This is a genomic window from Polynucleobacter meluiroseus (assembly GCF_900205755.1).
Lineage (GTDB): Bacteria > Pseudomonadota > Gammaproteobacteria > Burkholderiales > Burkholderiaceae > Polynucleobacter > Polynucleobacter meluiroseus.
Window position 1 is genome coordinate 213,182 of the sequence record NZ_OANS01000004.1, and the last position, 16,410, is coordinate 229,591.

The 16,410-nt window shown below is 48.8% G+C and carries 13 protein-coding genes; 12 read left to right on the plus strand and 1 reads right to left on the minus strand.

Annotated features, from left to right (window positions below):
* The first annotated feature begins 39 nt into the window (after positions 1-39).
* From CP950_RS08385 to CP950_RS08405, 5 genes are all read left to right on the plus strand, one after another.
* Positions 40-1,902: an extracellular solute-binding protein gene (locus tag CP950_RS08385; protein WP_243391959.1), complete on the plus strand. Its 1,863-nt coding sequence runs from the start codon at positions 40-42 to the stop codon at positions 1,900-1,902.
* An 11-nt stretch (positions 1,903-1,913) separates the two neighbouring features.
* Positions 1,914-2,978, plus strand: a complete 1,065-nt coding sequence (locus CP950_RS08390) for a microcin C ABC transporter permease YejB (RefSeq protein ID WP_207760254.1) — start codon at positions 1,914-1,916, stop codon at positions 2,976-2,978.
* Positions 2,975-4,000, plus strand: coding sequence for an ABC transporter permease (locus CP950_RS08395; RefSeq protein WP_096674295.1), 1,026 nt, complete (start codon positions 2,975-2,977; stop codon positions 3,998-4,000). Before CP950_RS08390 ends, CP950_RS08395 begins: the two co-directional genes overlap by 4 nt.
* On the plus strand, positions 3,997-5,655 hold the full coding sequence (locus CP950_RS08400; RefSeq protein ID WP_096674297.1) for an ABC transporter ATP-binding protein: 1,659 nt from the start codon (positions 3,997-3,999) through the stop codon (positions 5,653-5,655). Before CP950_RS08395 ends, CP950_RS08400 begins: the two co-directional genes overlap by 4 nt.
* Before the next feature lie 128 nt (positions 5,656-5,783).
* Positions 5,784-6,473 (plus strand): C40 family peptidase, encoded by a 690-nt coding sequence (locus CP950_RS08405; protein ID WP_243391960.1) that lies wholly within the window; start codon positions 5,784-5,786, stop codon positions 6,471-6,473.
* A gap of 28 nt (positions 6,474-6,501) precedes the next feature.
* On the opposite strand, the gene CP950_RS08410 is transcribed toward CP950_RS08405, so the two are convergent.
* Complete coding sequence (locus tag CP950_RS08410; RefSeq protein ID WP_096674299.1) at positions 6,502-7,431, minus strand: patatin-like phospholipase family protein; 930 nt, start codon at positions 7,429-7,431, stop codon at positions 6,502-6,504.
* Positions 7,432-7,621: 190 nt separating this feature from the next.
* On the opposite strand from CP950_RS08410, the gene scpB reads away from it, so the two are divergent.
* From scpB to truB, 7 genes are all read left to right on the plus strand, one after another.
* Entirely contained in the window at positions 7,622-8,404 is a 783-nt protein-coding gene (gene scpB / locus CP950_RS08415; protein ID WP_096674301.1) for an SMC-Scp complex subunit ScpB, read from the plus strand.
* Positions 8,404-10,161: a 23S rRNA pseudouridine(2605) synthase RluB gene (gene rluB / locus CP950_RS08420; protein WP_096674303.1), complete on the plus strand. Its 1,758-nt coding sequence runs from the start codon at positions 8,404-8,406 to the stop codon at positions 10,159-10,161. Before scpB ends, rluB begins: the two co-directional genes overlap by 1 nt.
* Positions 10,162-10,334: 173 nt before the next feature.
* On the plus strand, positions 10,335-10,826 hold the full coding sequence (gene rimP / locus CP950_RS08425) for a ribosome maturation factor RimP (protein ID WP_096674305.1): 492 nt from the start codon (positions 10,335-10,337) through the stop codon (positions 10,824-10,826).
* Positions 10,823-12,304: a transcription termination factor NusA gene (gene nusA, locus CP950_RS08430; protein WP_096674307.1), complete on the plus strand. Its 1,482-nt coding sequence runs from the start codon at positions 10,823-10,825 to the stop codon at positions 12,302-12,304. The genes rimP and nusA overlap by 4 nt, the downstream gene beginning before the upstream one ends.
* Before the next feature lie 13 nt (positions 12,305-12,317).
* A complete protein-coding gene (infB, locus tag CP950_RS08435) occupies positions 12,318-15,101 on the plus strand; it encodes a translation initiation factor IF-2 (protein ID WP_096674309.1) in 2,784 nt (927 codons plus the stop codon).
* Positions 15,102-15,115: 14 nt separating this feature from the next.
* Positions 15,116-15,484, plus strand: coding sequence for a 30S ribosome-binding factor RbfA (gene rbfA / locus CP950_RS08440; RefSeq protein ID WP_096674311.1), 369 nt, complete (start codon positions 15,116-15,118; stop codon positions 15,482-15,484).
* A gap of 3 nt (positions 15,485-15,487) precedes the next feature.
* Positions 15,488-16,399 (plus strand): tRNA pseudouridine(55) synthase TruB, encoded by a 912-nt coding sequence (truB, locus tag CP950_RS08445; protein WP_096674313.1) that lies wholly within the window; start codon positions 15,488-15,490, stop codon positions 16,397-16,399.
* Positions 16,400-16,410 lie beyond the last annotated feature (11 nt).

Consider the following 16,410-nt stretch of genomic DNA (forward strand, 5'->3'; position numbering starts at 1 on the left):
AAATGTGATTTGCTATCTACAATTGTTGCATATATGTTTATGCCTAAATCTTTTCGCCAGATCTCCCTCTGCCTGCTTTTAGGCCTCCTTGCCAGTGTATGGTCGGTTTCTACGCAAGCAGCTCAAGGGATTTCTCAATACGGGAAACCAAAATATCCGGATGGATTTAGTCACTTTGATTACGTCAATCCGAACGCGCCAAGAGGTGGCACGCTGACCTTACCCAACCCAGGCCAAAGAACGAGCTTCGATAAGTTCAATCCTTTCACCTTACGAGGTGTCAGCGCTCCCGGAATTGAATTGATGTTTGAATCATTAGCCGAAGGGAGTGCTGACGAGGTATCGAGTATTTATGGATTGTTGGCAGACGACATTCAGATTGCAGCCGATCACAAATCGGTCATTTTTCATATTCGTCCCGAAGCGCGCTTCTCTGACGGTTCTCCCGTATTGGCTGCCGACGTGAAATACAGCTTTGACACACTTATGAGCGGTAAAGCGCATCCACGCTATGCCACCACCTTTGCCGATGTCAAACAAGCAGTCGTGTTATCAACGCGAGAAGTGCGCTTTGACTTTAAGAATAGCAATACCGAACTGCCCATCATGGTGGGGACCTTACCCATCTTTTCACGCAATTGGGGTAAAGCGGCTGACGGTACGATCACCCCTTTCGAGAAGCTTGCCTTTGAAGCCCCTGTTGGTAGCGGCCCTTATTTAATTGAATCTTTTAAAGCCGGCAAGTCCATCATCTTTAAAAGAAACCCCCACTATTGGGTGGATGAATTAAAAAAACCATTAAATGTCAGGGTGGGTTTTTATAACTTTGACCGGGTGGTATACAAACTCTATAGCGATGACGCGGTTCGTCTCGAGGCTTTTAAAGCAGGGGAGTTTGATGCGCTAGTGGAATACCGTGCCAAGATATGGGCTAAAGGGTATGTAGGTAGCAAATTTGATAACGGCACCCTCCGCAAGACAGCTTTCTTAAATCACAACGGTGCGGGCATGCAAGGTTTTGCAGTGAATGTTCGTCGCCCCTTATTTCAGGATCCGCGGGTGCGCGAAGCCTTAGGCTACGCCTTGGATTTTGAGTGGCTCAATCGGCAAATCTTTTTTGACCAGTACAGCCGAATTAATAGTTACTTTACGAATAGCGATTTGAGCGCTAATTTTGCTGGACCGCGAAATCCTTCACAAGCTGAGCTGAAGTTACTCAAACCCCTGAAAGAAAAATATCCGCAGTGGGTGCCAGATGCAGTCTTTGGTCCAATGCCAGCGGCGCCTTCCACGGCCTCACCAAATAGCTTGCGTAATAATTTAAAGAAAGCGCGCGATCTCCTAGGTCAGGCTGGCTGGCAATATCGTGACGGCGCCTTGCGCAATATGCAGGGTGAGCCTTTTCGGTTCGAGATCGTTGAAGACGGACCTTTTTTCTTGAGGGTGATTTCAGCTTACCTGCGTAATTTAGAAAAGTTAGGTATCGAAGTCGATATCAGAACCAGTGACTTTGCCTTGCATCAAAAGCGCATGAATGAATACGATTTTGATATGACAACCATTCGTTTTCCAGATTCACAAAATCCCGGCAATGAACTATGGGATCGTTTTGGCAGTCAAGCTGCCAAGGAGAAGGGTTCAGACAACGTGATTGGAATTCAATCACCCGTGGTGGATGCCCTCGTCAACGAAGTAACTAAAGCGCAAAACCGTGAAGAATTGCAGGCCGCTACCAGGGCGCTAGATCGCGTGCTTTGGAATAGCTATTATGTTATTCCGCAGTGGTACAACCCCACGCACCGAGTAGCGTATCGTAAAGAAATGCACTATCCCAATCCCCCCTTGTATTACTCCGCTGAGCCTTGGATTATGCAAAACTGGTGGAAAGTCGAGGCGCAATAATGCAAGAGAACATGCGTACTTATATTTTCAAGCGCTTGCTCTTGATGATTCCTACTCTATTGGGTGTTTTAACCTTAACCTTTGCGGTGGTGCAATTCGTACCGGGTGGCCCAGTTGAGCAAATGGTGTTGGAGCTCAAGGGGAAGGGTAATGCAGCGGTTGGCGGCTCAGAATCTTCAGGTGCGGGCGCGACCTATCGCGGGCGCCAAGGTGTGGATGCGGAGCGTTTGGCTGAAGTCAAGGCGCTCTATGGCTTCGATAAGCCACCGCTTGAGCGTTACGTCATGATGTTGGGGCGCTTTGCGAGATTTGATTTAGGGCAAAGTTACTATCAACATGAAAGCGTTTGGAAGCTGATCGTCTCTAAATTTCCGGTATCTATCAGTATTGGCCTGTGGACTTTCTTTATCACCTACCTAGTCTCGATTCCCTTGGGCATTGCTAAAGCGGTACGTGATGGCTCGCAATTTGATGCTGTTACCAGCAGCATTATTTTGGTGGGTTATGCGATTCCTGGATTTGTCTTAGGCGTCCTCTTATTGGTGCTCTTTGGTGGCGGGAGTTTTCTGCAACTATTTCCTTTGCGTGGGCTCACATCTGATAATTGGAGTGATTTAAGTTTGATCGGTAAGGTGTTGGATTATTTATGGCATTTGGTTCTACCGATTACTGCCACCGTGTTGGGTAGCTTTGCGGTGATTACGATGTTGACTAAAAATTCTTTTCTTGAGGAAATTCGTAAGCAATATGTGCTCACTGCACGCGCTAAGGGTTTAACTGAAAGGCAAGTGCTGTGGAAGCATGTATTTCGTAATGCCTTATTGCCCTTGGTAACCGGCTTTCCGGCTGCGTTTATTGGTGCCTTCTTTACGGGTTCACTCTTAATTGAAACCCTTTTCTCTTTAGATGGACTTGGCTTACTCTCTTATGAGTCTGTCATGCGCCGCGACTACCCAGTGGTCTTTGGTACCTTGTACCTGTTTACTTTAATCGGCTTATTTACGAAGTTAATTTCTGATCTTTGCTATGTCTATATTGACCCCCGTATTCAGTTTGGTGCAGGGGGTGGTTCATGAGTTCATGGGCGCGTTTTAAGAACAGTCGCGTTGGCTACGTCAGTCTGTGGATCTTTATGGGCTTATTTGGTTTAAGCCTTTGCGCAGAACTCATTGCCAACGACAAGCCTTTAATCGTGCGCTATGAAGGGCGTTTTTATTTTCCCATTGCGCAAAACCAACCCGAGCGCGTGTTCGGTGGGGACTTTGCTACCCCGACAGATTTTTTAGACCCCGAAATTCGTGACAACATTACTAGTAACGGCAATTGGGCTATTTACCCCCTCATTACTTATAGTTACGAGACCCTGAATTACTTTTCGCAAGTGCCAAATCCTGCACCACCTTCCGCGGAAAATTGGCTCGGGACCGATGATCGTGGACGGGATGTTTTAGCGCGCCTGATTTATGGCTTCCGTTTATCGATCTTGTTTGGTTTGGCGCTCACCATCGTGGGTGTCAGTGTTGGCATCATCACTGGCTCCTTAATGGGTTTCTTTGGTGGGAAGTTTGATTTGATCTCGCAACGGCTTATTGAGATTTGGTCGGCCATGCCTGAGCTCTATCTATTGATTATCTTCGCCTCTATTTTTAATCCCAGCATTTGGTTGCTCGTGATTTTATTGGCGGCGTTTGGCTGGATGGGATTATCGGACTACGTACGAGCAGAATTTTTCCGTAACCGCGCTTTGGAATACGTCCGCGCTGCGAGGGCATTAGGCTTAACTAACCTTCAAATCATGCGACGTCATATTCTGCCGAACAGCTTGACACCAGTAATTACCTTTTTACCCTTTCGGATGAGCGCTGCAATTTTGTCTTTAACCAGTCTTGATTTTTTAGGACTAGGAGTACCGCCCGGAACGCCTAGTCTGGGAGAGCTCCTCTCACAGGGCAAAAGTAATTTAGACGCCTGGTGGATTTCACTATCGACTTTTGTTGTATTGGTCGCCACCTTACTGTTACTCACGTTTATGGGTGAGTCATTGCGAGCCGCTTTTGATTCCAGAAAAGCAGGGTTATCGAAGGGTGGACGCTCATGAGCGAATCAACGCCACCATCACTAATCCGTTTTGAAGATTTCTGCATTTCATTCGGTTCTGGTCGACGTGAAAAGTTCGCTGTCAACCACCTGGATTTAGACATTGGGGTTGGCGAGCGTGTCGCTTTGGTGGGTGAGTCTGGTTCGGGTAAGACCTTAACCGCCCTCGCTCCCTTGCGCTTGGAGCCTGAGGGCGCTAAAACATCCGGGCGCATTTTGTGGCGGGGGGCTACGCCGTCATCAGAACCTGTTGACTTGCTAACGCTCCCAATTGAAGCAATACGGCGGATTCGGGGGCGCGAGATTGCAATGGTGTTTCAGGAGCCGATGACTGCGCTCAATCCCTTATTTTCGGTAGGCAATCAAATCGTTGAGGCAGTGCAAATCTATCAACCAGAAATCTCTAAGGCCGACAGCTTTGCCGCTGCGATTGAGTTGCTTAAGAAAACCGGTATTCCTCAGCCAGGTGATCGTTTTCATTCGTATCCCCATCAACTTTCAGGGGGTCAACGTCAGCGTGCCATGATTGCCATGGCCTTGGCTTGTAAGCCGCGCTTGCTGATTGCGGATGAGCCCACTACCGCTTTAGATGTGAGCTTGCGTTTACAGATTTTAGATTTACTTCAAGAGTTGCAAGCTGAGGCGAGGGCTGACGGCGGAATGGGTATCTTATTAATTACCCACGACCTCAATTTAGTAAAGCATTTTGCTCAACGTGTTGCTGTGTTGAATCAAGGAAACTTGATGGAGTTTGGTGCAACAAAGCAAATTTTTCAGCATCCTGAAAATCCCTATACCCAAGCCTTGGTAAATAGCGAGCCCGTCAGAAATCTTGCGCCAGTGATTCCCTTGGCACCAGTATTGCTCAGTACTGAAAACCTCTCTGTGTCTTACCCGAGCGGCGTGTCGACCCACTGGTTTAAAAAACCACCGCGCCATCCCGTTCTGCGTAAAGTCAGCTTTGCTTTGAAGCAAGGTCAGACTATCGGCGTTATTGGTGAATCGGGTTCTGGAAAAACCACTATAGGGATGGCAGTCTTGGGCTTATTGGGTGACTCAGCTGCGCAAGTGACGGGTCAAGTAGATGTGCTTGGTACAGATTGGCAAACACTTAAACCGATAGAGCGACGTGCGATGCGCTCGAGTTTGCAGGTGATCTTTCAGGATCCCTTCGGCTCGCTCTCGCCACGTATGTCGGTGTTGCAAATTGTCTCTGAAGGTTTGGATGTGCATTTCCCGAATCTCACCCCCAAAGAGCGAGAGGCGCGAGTGCTGGATATTTTGCGCGAAGTCGGTATTGATCGTTCAGCCTTGCTGCGCTACCCTCATGAGTTTTCTGGGGGGCAGCGGCAACGGATCGCGATTGCACGCGCTCTGATTTTGAAGCCGCAGATCTTGGTGTTGGATGAACCTACCTCGGCCTTGGATGTCTCCATTCAAAAACAAGTGCTGGCTTTACTCTCCGAATTGCAGAAAAAATTCAATTTAGCCTACTTGATTATTAGTCATGATTTAGCGGTCATTCGGGCAATGTCGCATGAGGTGATGGTGCTTAAGGAGGGGAGGGTTGTTGAGTTTGGGGATACTGAAACCTTGATTCGTCATCCTCAGCAAACCTATACTCAAGAGCTATTTAGAGCGGCGGAGTTAACTTAAATAGTCCGATGGACTGGGCTCATATTGGTGCATCAGAGCGCAACTTCTAAAAAAAGTTCAATAAAATCAAGTGCTTATATATTAGACCTTTTCACCATACGTTCATGTTTCTTTGTTAAACTCGCCTGATGTTATTTGTAAAAGACCCTCAATCGTCCTCGACTGCACGCCTTGTAAAGCAAGCTGCCGCAGCAGTTGCTCTGTCGTCGACCTTTGCAATGAATCCCGTATTTGCAGTGGATCTGGCAACTGAGCCTTCAAAAGAAGTCAGTGCCGAGGCGCCAAAAGTAAAAGAGTCCATGTTCCAGGCCGGAAAATCCTACTTTGCGCGGGTTTCTGATCGCTTGGCTGATTCAGTCAGCATCAAGTCAGATGAGCTAATCAATCGCGCCATGGAAGTCATTGGAGTGCGTTATCGCTGGGACGCGCAGTTACCGGAATCTGGTTTGGATGGCAGTAGCTTTGTTGGCTATGTTTTTAAAGACAAGTTAGGCTTTTTGCTGCCCCCCAAATCCACTCAATTGAGTCGCGTTGGTAAGCCAATTACCCGCGATGAGTTGCGACCTGGTGATTTGGTGTTCTTCAACACCATGCGCTTGACGTTTTCGCACGTTGGTATATATGTGGGCGATAACAAATTCATTCACTCACCATCAAAAGGCACCAGTGTGCGGGTTGACGATCTGACCAGCCTTTACTGGGATAAACGTTTTGATGGCGCGCGACGCATCGATGGTGGCGAACGCGCTGGAGGCGTAGATCGCCAAGAGCTATTAGATGAAGTAAATAAGCTTAAGCGGAATTCAGCCAGCTTTTAATTCTCGGCATTCATAAAGCGTCAACCTATTAAGAGAAAGTTTTTAATTTCTCTTTGATTAACGACATCTGCTCTTGTGCCGCAACTTCCCCAGCTAGAATCGCCGCATTTCTGGATTTAAAGTCGCCACTACTCATTTGCATGAGGTGGGGCGTGATCACAATATCCGCACTCTTGAGTTCGTACTGATTGATACTTCTTTGCATGATCGAGATTGTCTGTTGCAAGACACCAAAGGTGCCGCTGGCATCTTGGTGGAGTGGCTCTGATGAGATGTTGACGGCGATGACGAGTGTTGCCCCCATCTGTCGGGCATAGCTCACGGGCACGGGTGCAACCAAGCCACCATCGATATATTCTTTACCGCTAATCACTGCAGGCTGAAAGACGCCCGGAATACTGCAAGAGGCCCGCACTGCAAGTCCAGTATTGCCGCTCCGAAACATCACTCCCTTACCTGACTGTAATTCGGTTGCCACAATGCCTAGAGGAATGCGCATCTGCTCAATAGATTTATTGCGCACTTCGCGATTGACCATGCCTTGTAAGGCCTCTCCTTTAATGAGTCCCCCAAAACGCCCTGCAAAGGGTAAGCCCCAGTCTGCAATCGTGGCTTCATCCAGCGTCAAGGCTAGGCGATTGAGGTCGTTTCCGGTGGCACCAGAGGCAAATAAAGCGGCGATGACACTGCCCGCACTGCTACCCACCACGATATCGGGCTGTATTCCTTGGGCTTCTAAAGCCTTAATAACGCCGATATGAGCAAAGCCGCGAGCAGCTCCAGCCCCTAAAACTAAGCCAATAACGGGCTTTTTGGGGGTTACGGTGCTACATCCGCTTAAATTGAGTCCACTTGCGAGCACACCGCAGCTTAGGCCAAAGCCTATTAATTGCCGCCGTTTAGTCGATTGCAGGGGCTCAGGGTCTTGAGGTGAGAGGAGGGGGAAGATATCGGGCATATGGCTATTGTATTGAGGCTACCCTATAATGCCGAAAGGGTGAATATTTGAACTTCCCTGCGCTAAGGGCAAATCTCTAAAAAACGATAGAACGAGATGAAGTGCCTTTAGATGCTACAGATCACCCCCAACCCATTATTGAAATACATTTTTACAGCCTCATCAGGCCTGACCTGATAACCCGAATGTTATGGACGATCACAACCAACGCGTAATTGAAACAGCCCTCCTGTGCGCGCAGGAGCCTCTCACTGTGGCCGATCTCTCACGCCTATTTAGCGAAGATGTTGCGACTACCGAGATTGATGCCGCCTTATTAGAAATACAGCAAGCTTGGGCTGACAAAGGTATGGAGCTGGTACGTATTGCTACGGGCTGGCGCTTTCAGAGCCGTTTGTCGATGCGCGAGTATCTTGATCGCCTAACACCAGAAAAACCACCAAAGTATTCACGGGCGGTGATGGAAACCTTGGCCATCATTGCCTATCGTCAACCCGTTACCCGCGGTGAAATTGAAGAGATTCGGGGTGTTACCGTCAGCACTAACGTGATGAAACAGCTCGAAGACCGTAACTGGGTTGAGGTAATCGGACACAAAGAAACGGTTGGTCGCCCTGGCTTATATGCGACCACAAAGCAATTTCTAGATGATTTAAGTTTGACGAATTTACAAAGCTTGCCGATGCTGGAAGACACTGCACCCATGGCAGCAGTGGAGCAATTGGGCCAAGCCATCATGGAGTTTGACGCTACTGCCACAGTAGAGACAGTGATTACCTTGACAGAAGAGAGCACGCTAGACGAAGTCACTGGCGACTTGATTGAAGAGGTGACAGTCGAAGTAGAAATCGTGACAGACGAGGCGGCAGAAACAGAAGAAATAGTTGCAGTAGAAGAAGCAGAAGAAGCAGAAGAAGCAGAAGAATCAACTTCTGAATCCGACCCTGCAGTAGATGAACCTAAAAATAATTAATGACAAGCTCTCACGAAAACGACTCCGGTCCAGAAAATAAAACTACTTCACCCTCTGCTAATGCAGAGTCGCCATCCGCTCCTGCTGATGCGGTGAAAACTGAGGGGCGCGACGGCAATGAACGCCACCCACGCCGGTCTGGCACTGGTAAGCACCCCTTTAATAAGAAGCGTCCGGGTCAAAAAGATCGCCCCCGTCGAGAGGGTGGTGAATCTGCACGTGGGCCTCGCGAAGGTGGGCATGCTGCCGGCAATCAATCGGCCAAATTAGCCCCTAACCCAGCCGAGAGTGAAGCGCTATTTGCCTCGGTTGTATCGGGGGAGTTCGATGCTGCCTTAGATGCACCTGAAGTCGTCGAAGTTAAAAATCCCGATGGCGTCAATGAGAATGAGATTTCTCATCAGACCGGTGCAGAGCAACGTGCTCAGCGCGTGCGCCATGATGAAGACGCAGACGCACCCAGTGAAGAAGAAATGAGTAGTTTGCAGTTCGCCAACATTGACGAATTGCCGATGAGCTTGCGTGACGAGGTTTGGTCTGACTTAGATGGCCTCGATGATGACGCGGATGATGAAGATACCGTTAAATTACACAAGGTCTTAGCGGATGTGGGCATGGGCTCACGACGCGATATGGAAGACTTGATCGTACAGGGCCGTGTATCAGTCAATGGCCTGCCTGCACACATTGGCCAACGGATTGGGCCTACTGATCAGGTTCGCATTAACGGCAAACCGGTGCATCGCAAGATCGCTTCGAAGCCACCCCGTGTCATTCTGTATCACAAACCCTCTGGTGAAATCGTGAGTCAATCCGATCCAGAAGGTCGTCCAACGGTCTTTGATCGTTTGCCTAAAGCTCGGCAGGGTCGCTGGATTGCGGTTGGTCGTTTGGATTTTAATACGGAAGGTTTGCTGCTGTTTACCACCTCAGGTGAGTTAGCTAATCGCTTGATGCATCCCCGCTACGGCGTGGAGCGCGAGTATGCAGTGCGCATTCTTGGTGAATTGGGTCAGGACTCCATGGCGCAATTAAAGAAAGGGATTCAGCTTGATGATGGTGAAGCGAAGTTTCTGCGCCTAGCGATGGGTGGGGGTGATGGCGCTAACCGTTGGTATCACGTCGCTTTAAGTGAAGGACGTAATCGAGAAGTGCGTCGTATGTTTGAGGCAGTAGGCCATACAGTGTCTCGTTTGCTGCGCACCCGTTACGGCATGTTTTTACTACCCCCACGCTTAAGACGCGGCAAATGGGAAGAGGTTTCTCCTGAGGGTGTAGGGAGCTTGATGCGCTCCGCTGGTTTAAAAGTACCTCAAGCACAAGATAAGGGCCGCCCACAAGGTGGCTCACATGGCCGCGATCGCCCTAATTCCTCTGGTGAAGATTTTCAGCCTGATCCTATGCAAACTTCCGTTTCTTACTGGGGTTCGCGCGATGCCTTAACTTTGGCTAGCGGCCACAACGGCTTAACGCATCAAGCCAAGGGTGGGCGATCAACAGGTGGTGGAGCGGGTGAGGGGCGCGGACCGTTCCGGGGCCGCACGAATGCTGGTAGACCTGGATCAGCCGGCCAAGGAGGTCAGGGCGGAAATGGCCAAGGACGTACAAAAGGTAAAAAAGTTCACCATGGCCAGTCTGCTTTTGTGACTGCAAGCCCCCAAAGCCCGGGTAACGGACCTAAACGGGCTGCACCAAAAGGGCGCAAACCCTTTAATAAGGGCCCTAGAAAGCCCCGTGATCCGGGCGAAACCTTCTGATTTGTATTGGTTTTCCCTTAGATCAGCTATAATTTTGGTCTTGCAGCCAAATGTTGCAGTTTTTAGTAGTTACCGACTGATGTTGCGATCAACGTAAGTCGGCCTGTTCTGAATTTCGAGAATATGGGCTTCAAAGCCCATTTTTTTTTGCCATTTTGGTATGAAGGGAAGTCGTGAAAGAGCAGCAGGTCATTTCTGCAGAGTTGGAAAACTTAGGTTACACGCTAGTCGATATCGAGCGTGAAGCCGGAGGATTGCTGCGCGTCACCATAGAAAACCCAGATTACGAGCGCCTGATTAATGTTCAGGATTGCGAGAAGGTAAGTCACCAATTAAGTTATACCTTGCCAGTGGAAAATATTCCATTTGAGCGCTTAGAGATTTCTTCTCCAGGGCTAGATCGTCCTGTGAAGTCGGCAGCCGACTATGAGCGTTTTTCTGGCATGGAAGTCGAAATCAAGTTGCGTGTCGCCGTGGGTGAGCGCAAAAAGTTTCGTGGAGTTTTGCAAGGCTTGTTGTCAGGTGAACTTGATTCACCGGATGCCAAGTTTGGTTTGTTGTTTGAAGGTGCCGATGGCGCCGAGTCTCAATTGGAGTTTTCTTTAGCCGAGGTCGATAAGACTCGGTTGGTCCCTGTTATTGATTTCAAAGGAAGAAAGTCATGAGCCGAGAAGTTCTCATGTTGGCAGACGCTTTAGCGCGTGAAAAGAACGTTGATCGTGAAATTGTATTCGAGGCGCTAGAAATGGCATTGGCTTCGGCAACGAAGAAGCGCTACCCAACCGAAGATGTGGATATTCGTGTATCGATCGATCGTGAATCAGGTGAATATGAAACCTTCCGTCGTTGGTTGGTGGTTCCCGATGAAGCAGGCCTGCAAGAGCCAGATAAAGAGATTTTGCATTTCGAGGCTTTAGAGCAATTCGCCGACATGGAAGTGGGCGAGCATATTGAAGAGCAAATTGAATCCTTAGCTTTTGGACGCATCGGTGCACAGGCTGCTAAGCAAGTAATTCTGCAGCGTATTCGTGATGCGGAGCGCGAGCAAATTCTGAACGATTACCTTGAGCGTGGCGAAAAGGTCATGACAGGTACCGTGAAGCGTGCCGACAAAAATGGTTTGATTATTGAGTCTGGCCGAATTGAAGCATTGCTGCGTCGTGACCAAATGATTCCAAAAGAGAATTTACGTTCAGGTGATCGCGTACGCGCCTATATTCTGAAAGTGGATCGTGAAGCCCGCGGACCACAAATTGAACTCTCGCGTACTTGCCCTGATTTCTTAATTAAGTTGTTTGAGAATGAAGTTCCCGAAATGGAACAAGGTTTATTAGAGATTAAAGGTGCGGCTCGTGATCCAGGCGTGCGCGCCAAGATTGCTGTCATTACTTATGACAAGCGCATTGATCCGATTGGTACTTGCGTTGGTGTGCGTGGTACGCGTGTCACCGCAGTTCGCAATGAAGTTGCTGGTGAGGCTGTTGATATTGTGTTGTGGTCTGAGGATCCTGCGCAGTTTGTGATTGGTGCTTTGGCGCCAGCGCAAGTGTCTTCGATCGTAGTTGATGAAGAGCGTCACGCCATGGACGTAGTTGTGGATGAAGAGAACTTGGCAATTGCGATTGGTCGTAGCGGTCAAAACGTCCGCTTAGCTAGTGAATTAACCGGCTGGCAGATCAACATCATGACTCCAGAAGAGTCCGCTGAGAAGACTGAAAAGGAAGCTGCCTCGGTGCGCCAATTGTTCATGGATAAATTGGATGTAGACCAAGAGGTCGCCGATATTCTGATTGACGAAGGTTTCAATACTTTGGAAGAGGTAGCTTATGTACCCCTTTCTGAAATGTTAGAAATCGATTCCTTTGATGAAGATACGGTTAATGAATTACGGACGCGTGCGCGTGACTCCCTCTTAACGATGGAGCTAGCCAAAGAGGAACGTGTTGGTGAGGTCTCACAAGATTTACTTTCCCTTGAAGGAATGACCACTGAATTGATAGCTAAGCTGGCTGACAATGAAGTGCACACCCGTGACGACTTAGCTGAACTGGCTGTTGATGAGCTAGTTGAGGCGACACAAATTGACGAAGAAACTGCGAAAACGCTCATCATGAAAGCGCGCGAACATTGGTTTACTTCATGAGAGGAAGTAGTGCATGGCAACAACAGTAAAAGTACTCGCTAAAGAATTAAAACGGACCGCACCTGACCTCTTGGAGCAATTGAAGGCGGCCGGTATTGATAAAGGTTCTGAGGACGATAGCATCACAGAGAAGGACAAAACTGTTCTGCTTGAGCATTTGCAAAAAGCACACGGTAATACTGATACGGCTAACCGTAAAAAGATTACCTTAATCAAGCGTGAAAACTCAGAGATTCGTCAGGCAGACTCTGCTGGACGAACACGTACTGTTCAGGTAGAAGTGCGTAAGAAGCGCGTATTAGTCAAGCGAGGTGATGGCGCTCCAGATGCACCAGAGGTAAAGGATATCCCCGCCCCTGTAGCTGAGGTGGCTGCTGCGAAATCGATTCTTTCTGAACTAGAGTTAGAAAAGCGGGCGGCAGAAGCCACTCGTCAAGCTGAGTTGTTAGCGCGTCAAGAAGCTGAAATGAAAGCCGCTGAAGAAGCGCGCGAAAAAGAAGCTGAAGCGGCCAGTATTCCCAGCCCTGAACCAGAAAAAGAGACCAAGGTTGTTGATGGCACGCTTGCAGATCAAGCTGCCGCTGATGTAGCCGATAAAAAAGCCAAGAGCGAAAAAGCGGCCAAAGATTTAGCCGCTGCAAATAAAGCGCAATTGGCTGATATTACAAAACGTCGTGCAGCTGCTGAAGCTGAAGCGTTGGCGATTCGTGACATGATGAGTGCACCCGCACGAGTCCTGAAAGCGCCTAGCGAAATCGCTGCTGAAGAAGCTAAAAAAGGCACCTTACATAAACCCGCGAAGGTTGAGGGTGCTGACGATAAAAAGAAAGCCGTTGCTAAGGTCGGTGGTAAGACGATTAAGTCTGCTGAAACCTCATCCACTTGGCAAGAAGAAGGCGCCAAGAAGCCAACTGGTCTTAAGACCCGTGGTGACAATATGGGCGGTGTAGGTGGCTGGCGTTCAGGCGGTGGCCGCAGAAAGCAACGTCAAATTGCGGAAGCCAACGTTGATACCAATTTCCAAGTCCCAACTGAGAAGGTTGTTCATGATGTGAACGTACCTGAAACCATTACTGTTGCTGAATTAGCGCATGCGATGGCGGTGAAGAGTGCGGAAGTGATTAAGCTTTTGATGGGTATGGGTCAGATGGTGACCATTAACCAAATTTTGGATCAAGATACCGCGATGATTATCGTGGAAGAGATGGGTCATAAAGCCCATGCTGCCAAATTAGAAGACCCTGATTTAGATTTAGGTTCTGCCGGCCATGATGCTGAGCTATTGCCCCGCCCACCAGTGGTAACGGTGATGGGTCACGTAGACCACGGCAAGACTTCTTTGCTCGACAAGATTCGTGCTGCGAAAGTAGCCACTGGTGAAGCTGGCGGCATTACCCAGCACATTGGTGCGTATCACGTGGAAACTCCTCGCGGCATGATTACCTTCCTAGATACCCCAGGGCACGAAGCATTTACCGCTATGCGGGCGCGTGGTGCTAAAGCTACCGATATCGTGATTTTGGTGGTTGCTGCCGATGACGGCGTGATGCCCCAAACAAAAGAAGCGATTCATCATGCCTTAGCCGCCGGTGTGCCGATTGTGGTCGCTATTAATAAGATCGATAAACCTGAAGCTAATCCTGATCGCGTCAAAACCGAACTTGTAGCCGAGCAAGTGGTGCCTGAAGAATACGGTGGCGATGTGCCCTTTATTCCAGTCTCCGCTAAGACGGGCGAAGGTATTGATGCTCTGTTAGAGAATGTCCTGTTGCAAGCAGAAATTCTGGAATTGAGAGCTGCAACTGAAGCCCCAGCGCAAGGTCTTGTGATTGAAGCGCGTTTAGATAAAGGCCGTGGTCCAGTAGCGACTGTCTTGGTTCAGTCTGGTACTTTGAAGCGTGGCGATATGTTGTTGGCTGGTTCAAGTTATGGACGCGTGCGTGCGATGCTCGATGAGAATGGCAAGCCTTGTAATGAAGCAGGCCCATCTATTCCGGTCGAGATTCAAGGTTTATCAGAAGTTCCTGCAGCTGGCGAGTCTGTTCAAGTAGTGCCTGATGAGCGCAAAGCGCGTGAGATTGCACTGTTCCGTCAAGGCAAGTTCCGTGATGTGAAGTTGGCCAAGCAACAAGCCTTCAAGCTCGAAACCATGATGGAAAATATGGAAGAGGGTGCAATTGAAGCGAAATTGTTACCACTGATCATTAAAGCGGATGTTCAAGGTTCACAAGAAGCGTTGTCACAGTCCTTGCAGAAGCTTTCAACACCAGAGGTGAAGGTGCAAATCGTGCACGCTGGAGTCGGTGGCATTACAGAGACCGATGTGAACTTAGCGGTAGCATCTAAAGCAGTCATCATTGGCTTTAATGCCCGTGCAGATGGCGCGGCCCGTAAGTTGGCTGAGAACAATGGTGTGGATATTCGTTATCACAACATTATTTATGATGCGGTTGACGAAGTGAAGGCAGCCTTAAGCGGGATGTTGACACCTGATAAGAAAGAAGAAATCACCGGTATGGTGGAGATTCGTCAAGTCTTCTTGGTATCTAAAGTTGGTGCGATTGCCGGTTGCTTGGTGCTCGACGGTGTGGTCAAGCGCACCTCTAGCGTACGTCTCTTACGTGAAAATGTGGTCATCTGGTCTGGTGAATTGGATTCTCTCAAGCGCTTTAAGGATGATGCTAAAGAAGTTCGTGCCGGTGTTGAGTGTGGCTTGTCATTAAAAGGCTACAACGACATCAAAGAGGGCGATCAACTTGAGGCCTATGAAGTTACTGAAGTTGCGAGAACTCTCTAAGCAATAAATCTCTTATGCATAAAACCAGTCCACATCGTAACCAACGTCTAGCTGATCAAATTCAGCGGGACTTGGCCGAACTGATTCCGCGAGAGTTACGCAGCCCAAGTCTAGGGTTGATTACCTTGCAAAGTATTGAGCTTTCTCCAGATTTAGCGCATGCCAAGGTATTTTTTACCGTGCTGGGTGCCGAGCCGGAAACGGCTCAGAAAGCCTTGCAGGAAAAAGCCGGATATTTGCATTCTTTGTTATTTAAGCGTTTGCATATTCATACGGTACCTACGCTGCACTTTCACTATGACAGCTCTGTGGAGCATGGCATTGAGATGTCACGCTTGATAGATCAAGCCGTTGATAGTGACCGTAAAGACGAGAATACTTAAATCATGTCAGTACGTATCGACGGCGTTGTGTTGCTTGATAAACCGGCTGGCATGAGCTCGCAAGGGGCTGTGACTGCGGTGAAGCGCGCCTTTAATGCTGATAAAGCAGGGCATACCGGTACCCTCGATCCAATGGCTACTGGTTTATTGCCGATCTGTTTGGGTGAAGCAACAAAGTACTCACAAGATTTATTGGATGCAGACAAAACCTATATTGCTCAAGTGAAGTTTGGTCAATGTACGGATACAGGTGATGCAGAGGGTTTAGTGATAGAAGAACTACCTCTGCCTGAATTTACCGATGCGCACGCGCTTGAGTTAGCCCTCAACGCGCTTTTACCGCAATTTACTGGCCCAATCAAACAGGTGCCACCGATGTATTCCGCGCTGAAGCGCGATGGCAAGCCACTGTACGAGTACGCTCGAGCCGGAGTGGAGTTAGAGCGTGCGCCACGTGAGATTACGATTCATGCCATTCGTTGGACCAAGATTGACTGGCCCGAAGCCACTTTAGAAGTCAGCTGCAGTAAGGGCACTTACATTCGTGTGTTGGCAGAAGATCTTGGCAAATCCCTGGGTTGCGGTGCGCATTTGGTAGGACTGCGCCGTACTGAAGTTGGACATCTAAGCCTTAAGCAGTCGTTTACCTTGGATGCCATTGCGCAAGGATCATTAGCTAGCTCGCACTTTATCTTGCCAGTGGATGCTCTGTTGCAAACCTTGCCGCACCTTACCGTTGACGAACAGCAAGCTAAGCGTCTTGAAATGGGTCAGCGTGTACCGCTCAATTTACCTCCCATTGAGTCTTTGGTGCGAATTTATCGCGCAACGGCTGCCCCCCATAACTTTATTGGCACTGCAGATTGGCGTTCCGGGGTATTGCATCCCAAGCGCTTGATTACCCAGGCTCACTAAATCTATTATCG

Excerpts from the sequence above, each read along its gene's own strand:
- CP950_RS08385 (WP_243391959.1), top strand. The coding sequence starts at position 40 with ATGCCTAAATCTTTTCGCCAGATCTCCCTCTGCCTGCTTTTAGGCCTC.
- CP950_RS08390 (WP_207760254.1), top strand. The coding sequence starts at position 1,914 with ATGCGTACTTATATTTTCAAGCGCTTGCTCTTGATGATTCCTACTCTA.
- CP950_RS08395 (WP_096674295.1), top strand. The coding sequence starts at position 2,975 with ATGAGTTCATGGGCGCGTTTTAAGAACAGTCGCGTTGGCTACGTCAGT.
- CP950_RS08400 (WP_096674297.1), top strand. The coding sequence starts at position 3,997 with ATGAGCGAATCAACGCCACCATCACTAATCCGTTTTGAAGATTTCTGC.
- CP950_RS08405 (WP_243391960.1), top strand. The coding sequence starts at position 5,784 with ATGTTATTTGTAAAAGACCCTCAATCGTCCTCGACTGCACGCCTTGTA.
- CP950_RS08410 (WP_096674299.1), bottom strand. The coding sequence starts at position 7,431 with ATGCCCGATATCTTCCCCCTCCTCTCACCTCAAGACCCTGAGCCCCTG.
- scpB (WP_096674301.1), top strand. The coding sequence starts at position 7,622 with ATGGACGATCACAACCAACGCGTAATTGAAACAGCCCTCCTGTGCGCG.
- rluB (WP_096674303.1), top strand. The coding sequence starts at position 8,404 with ATGACAAGCTCTCACGAAAACGACTCCGGTCCAGAAAATAAAACTACT.
- nusA (WP_096674307.1), top strand. The coding sequence starts at position 10,823 with ATGAGCCGAGAAGTTCTCATGTTGGCAGACGCTTTAGCGCGTGAAAAG.
- infB (WP_096674309.1), top strand. The coding sequence starts at position 12,318 with ATGGCAACAACAGTAAAAGTACTCGCTAAAGAATTAAAACGGACCGCA.
- rbfA (WP_096674311.1), top strand. The coding sequence starts at position 15,116 with ATGCATAAAACCAGTCCACATCGTAACCAACGTCTAGCTGATCAAATT.
- truB (WP_096674313.1), top strand. The coding sequence starts at position 15,488 with ATGTCAGTACGTATCGACGGCGTTGTGTTGCTTGATAAACCGGCTGGC.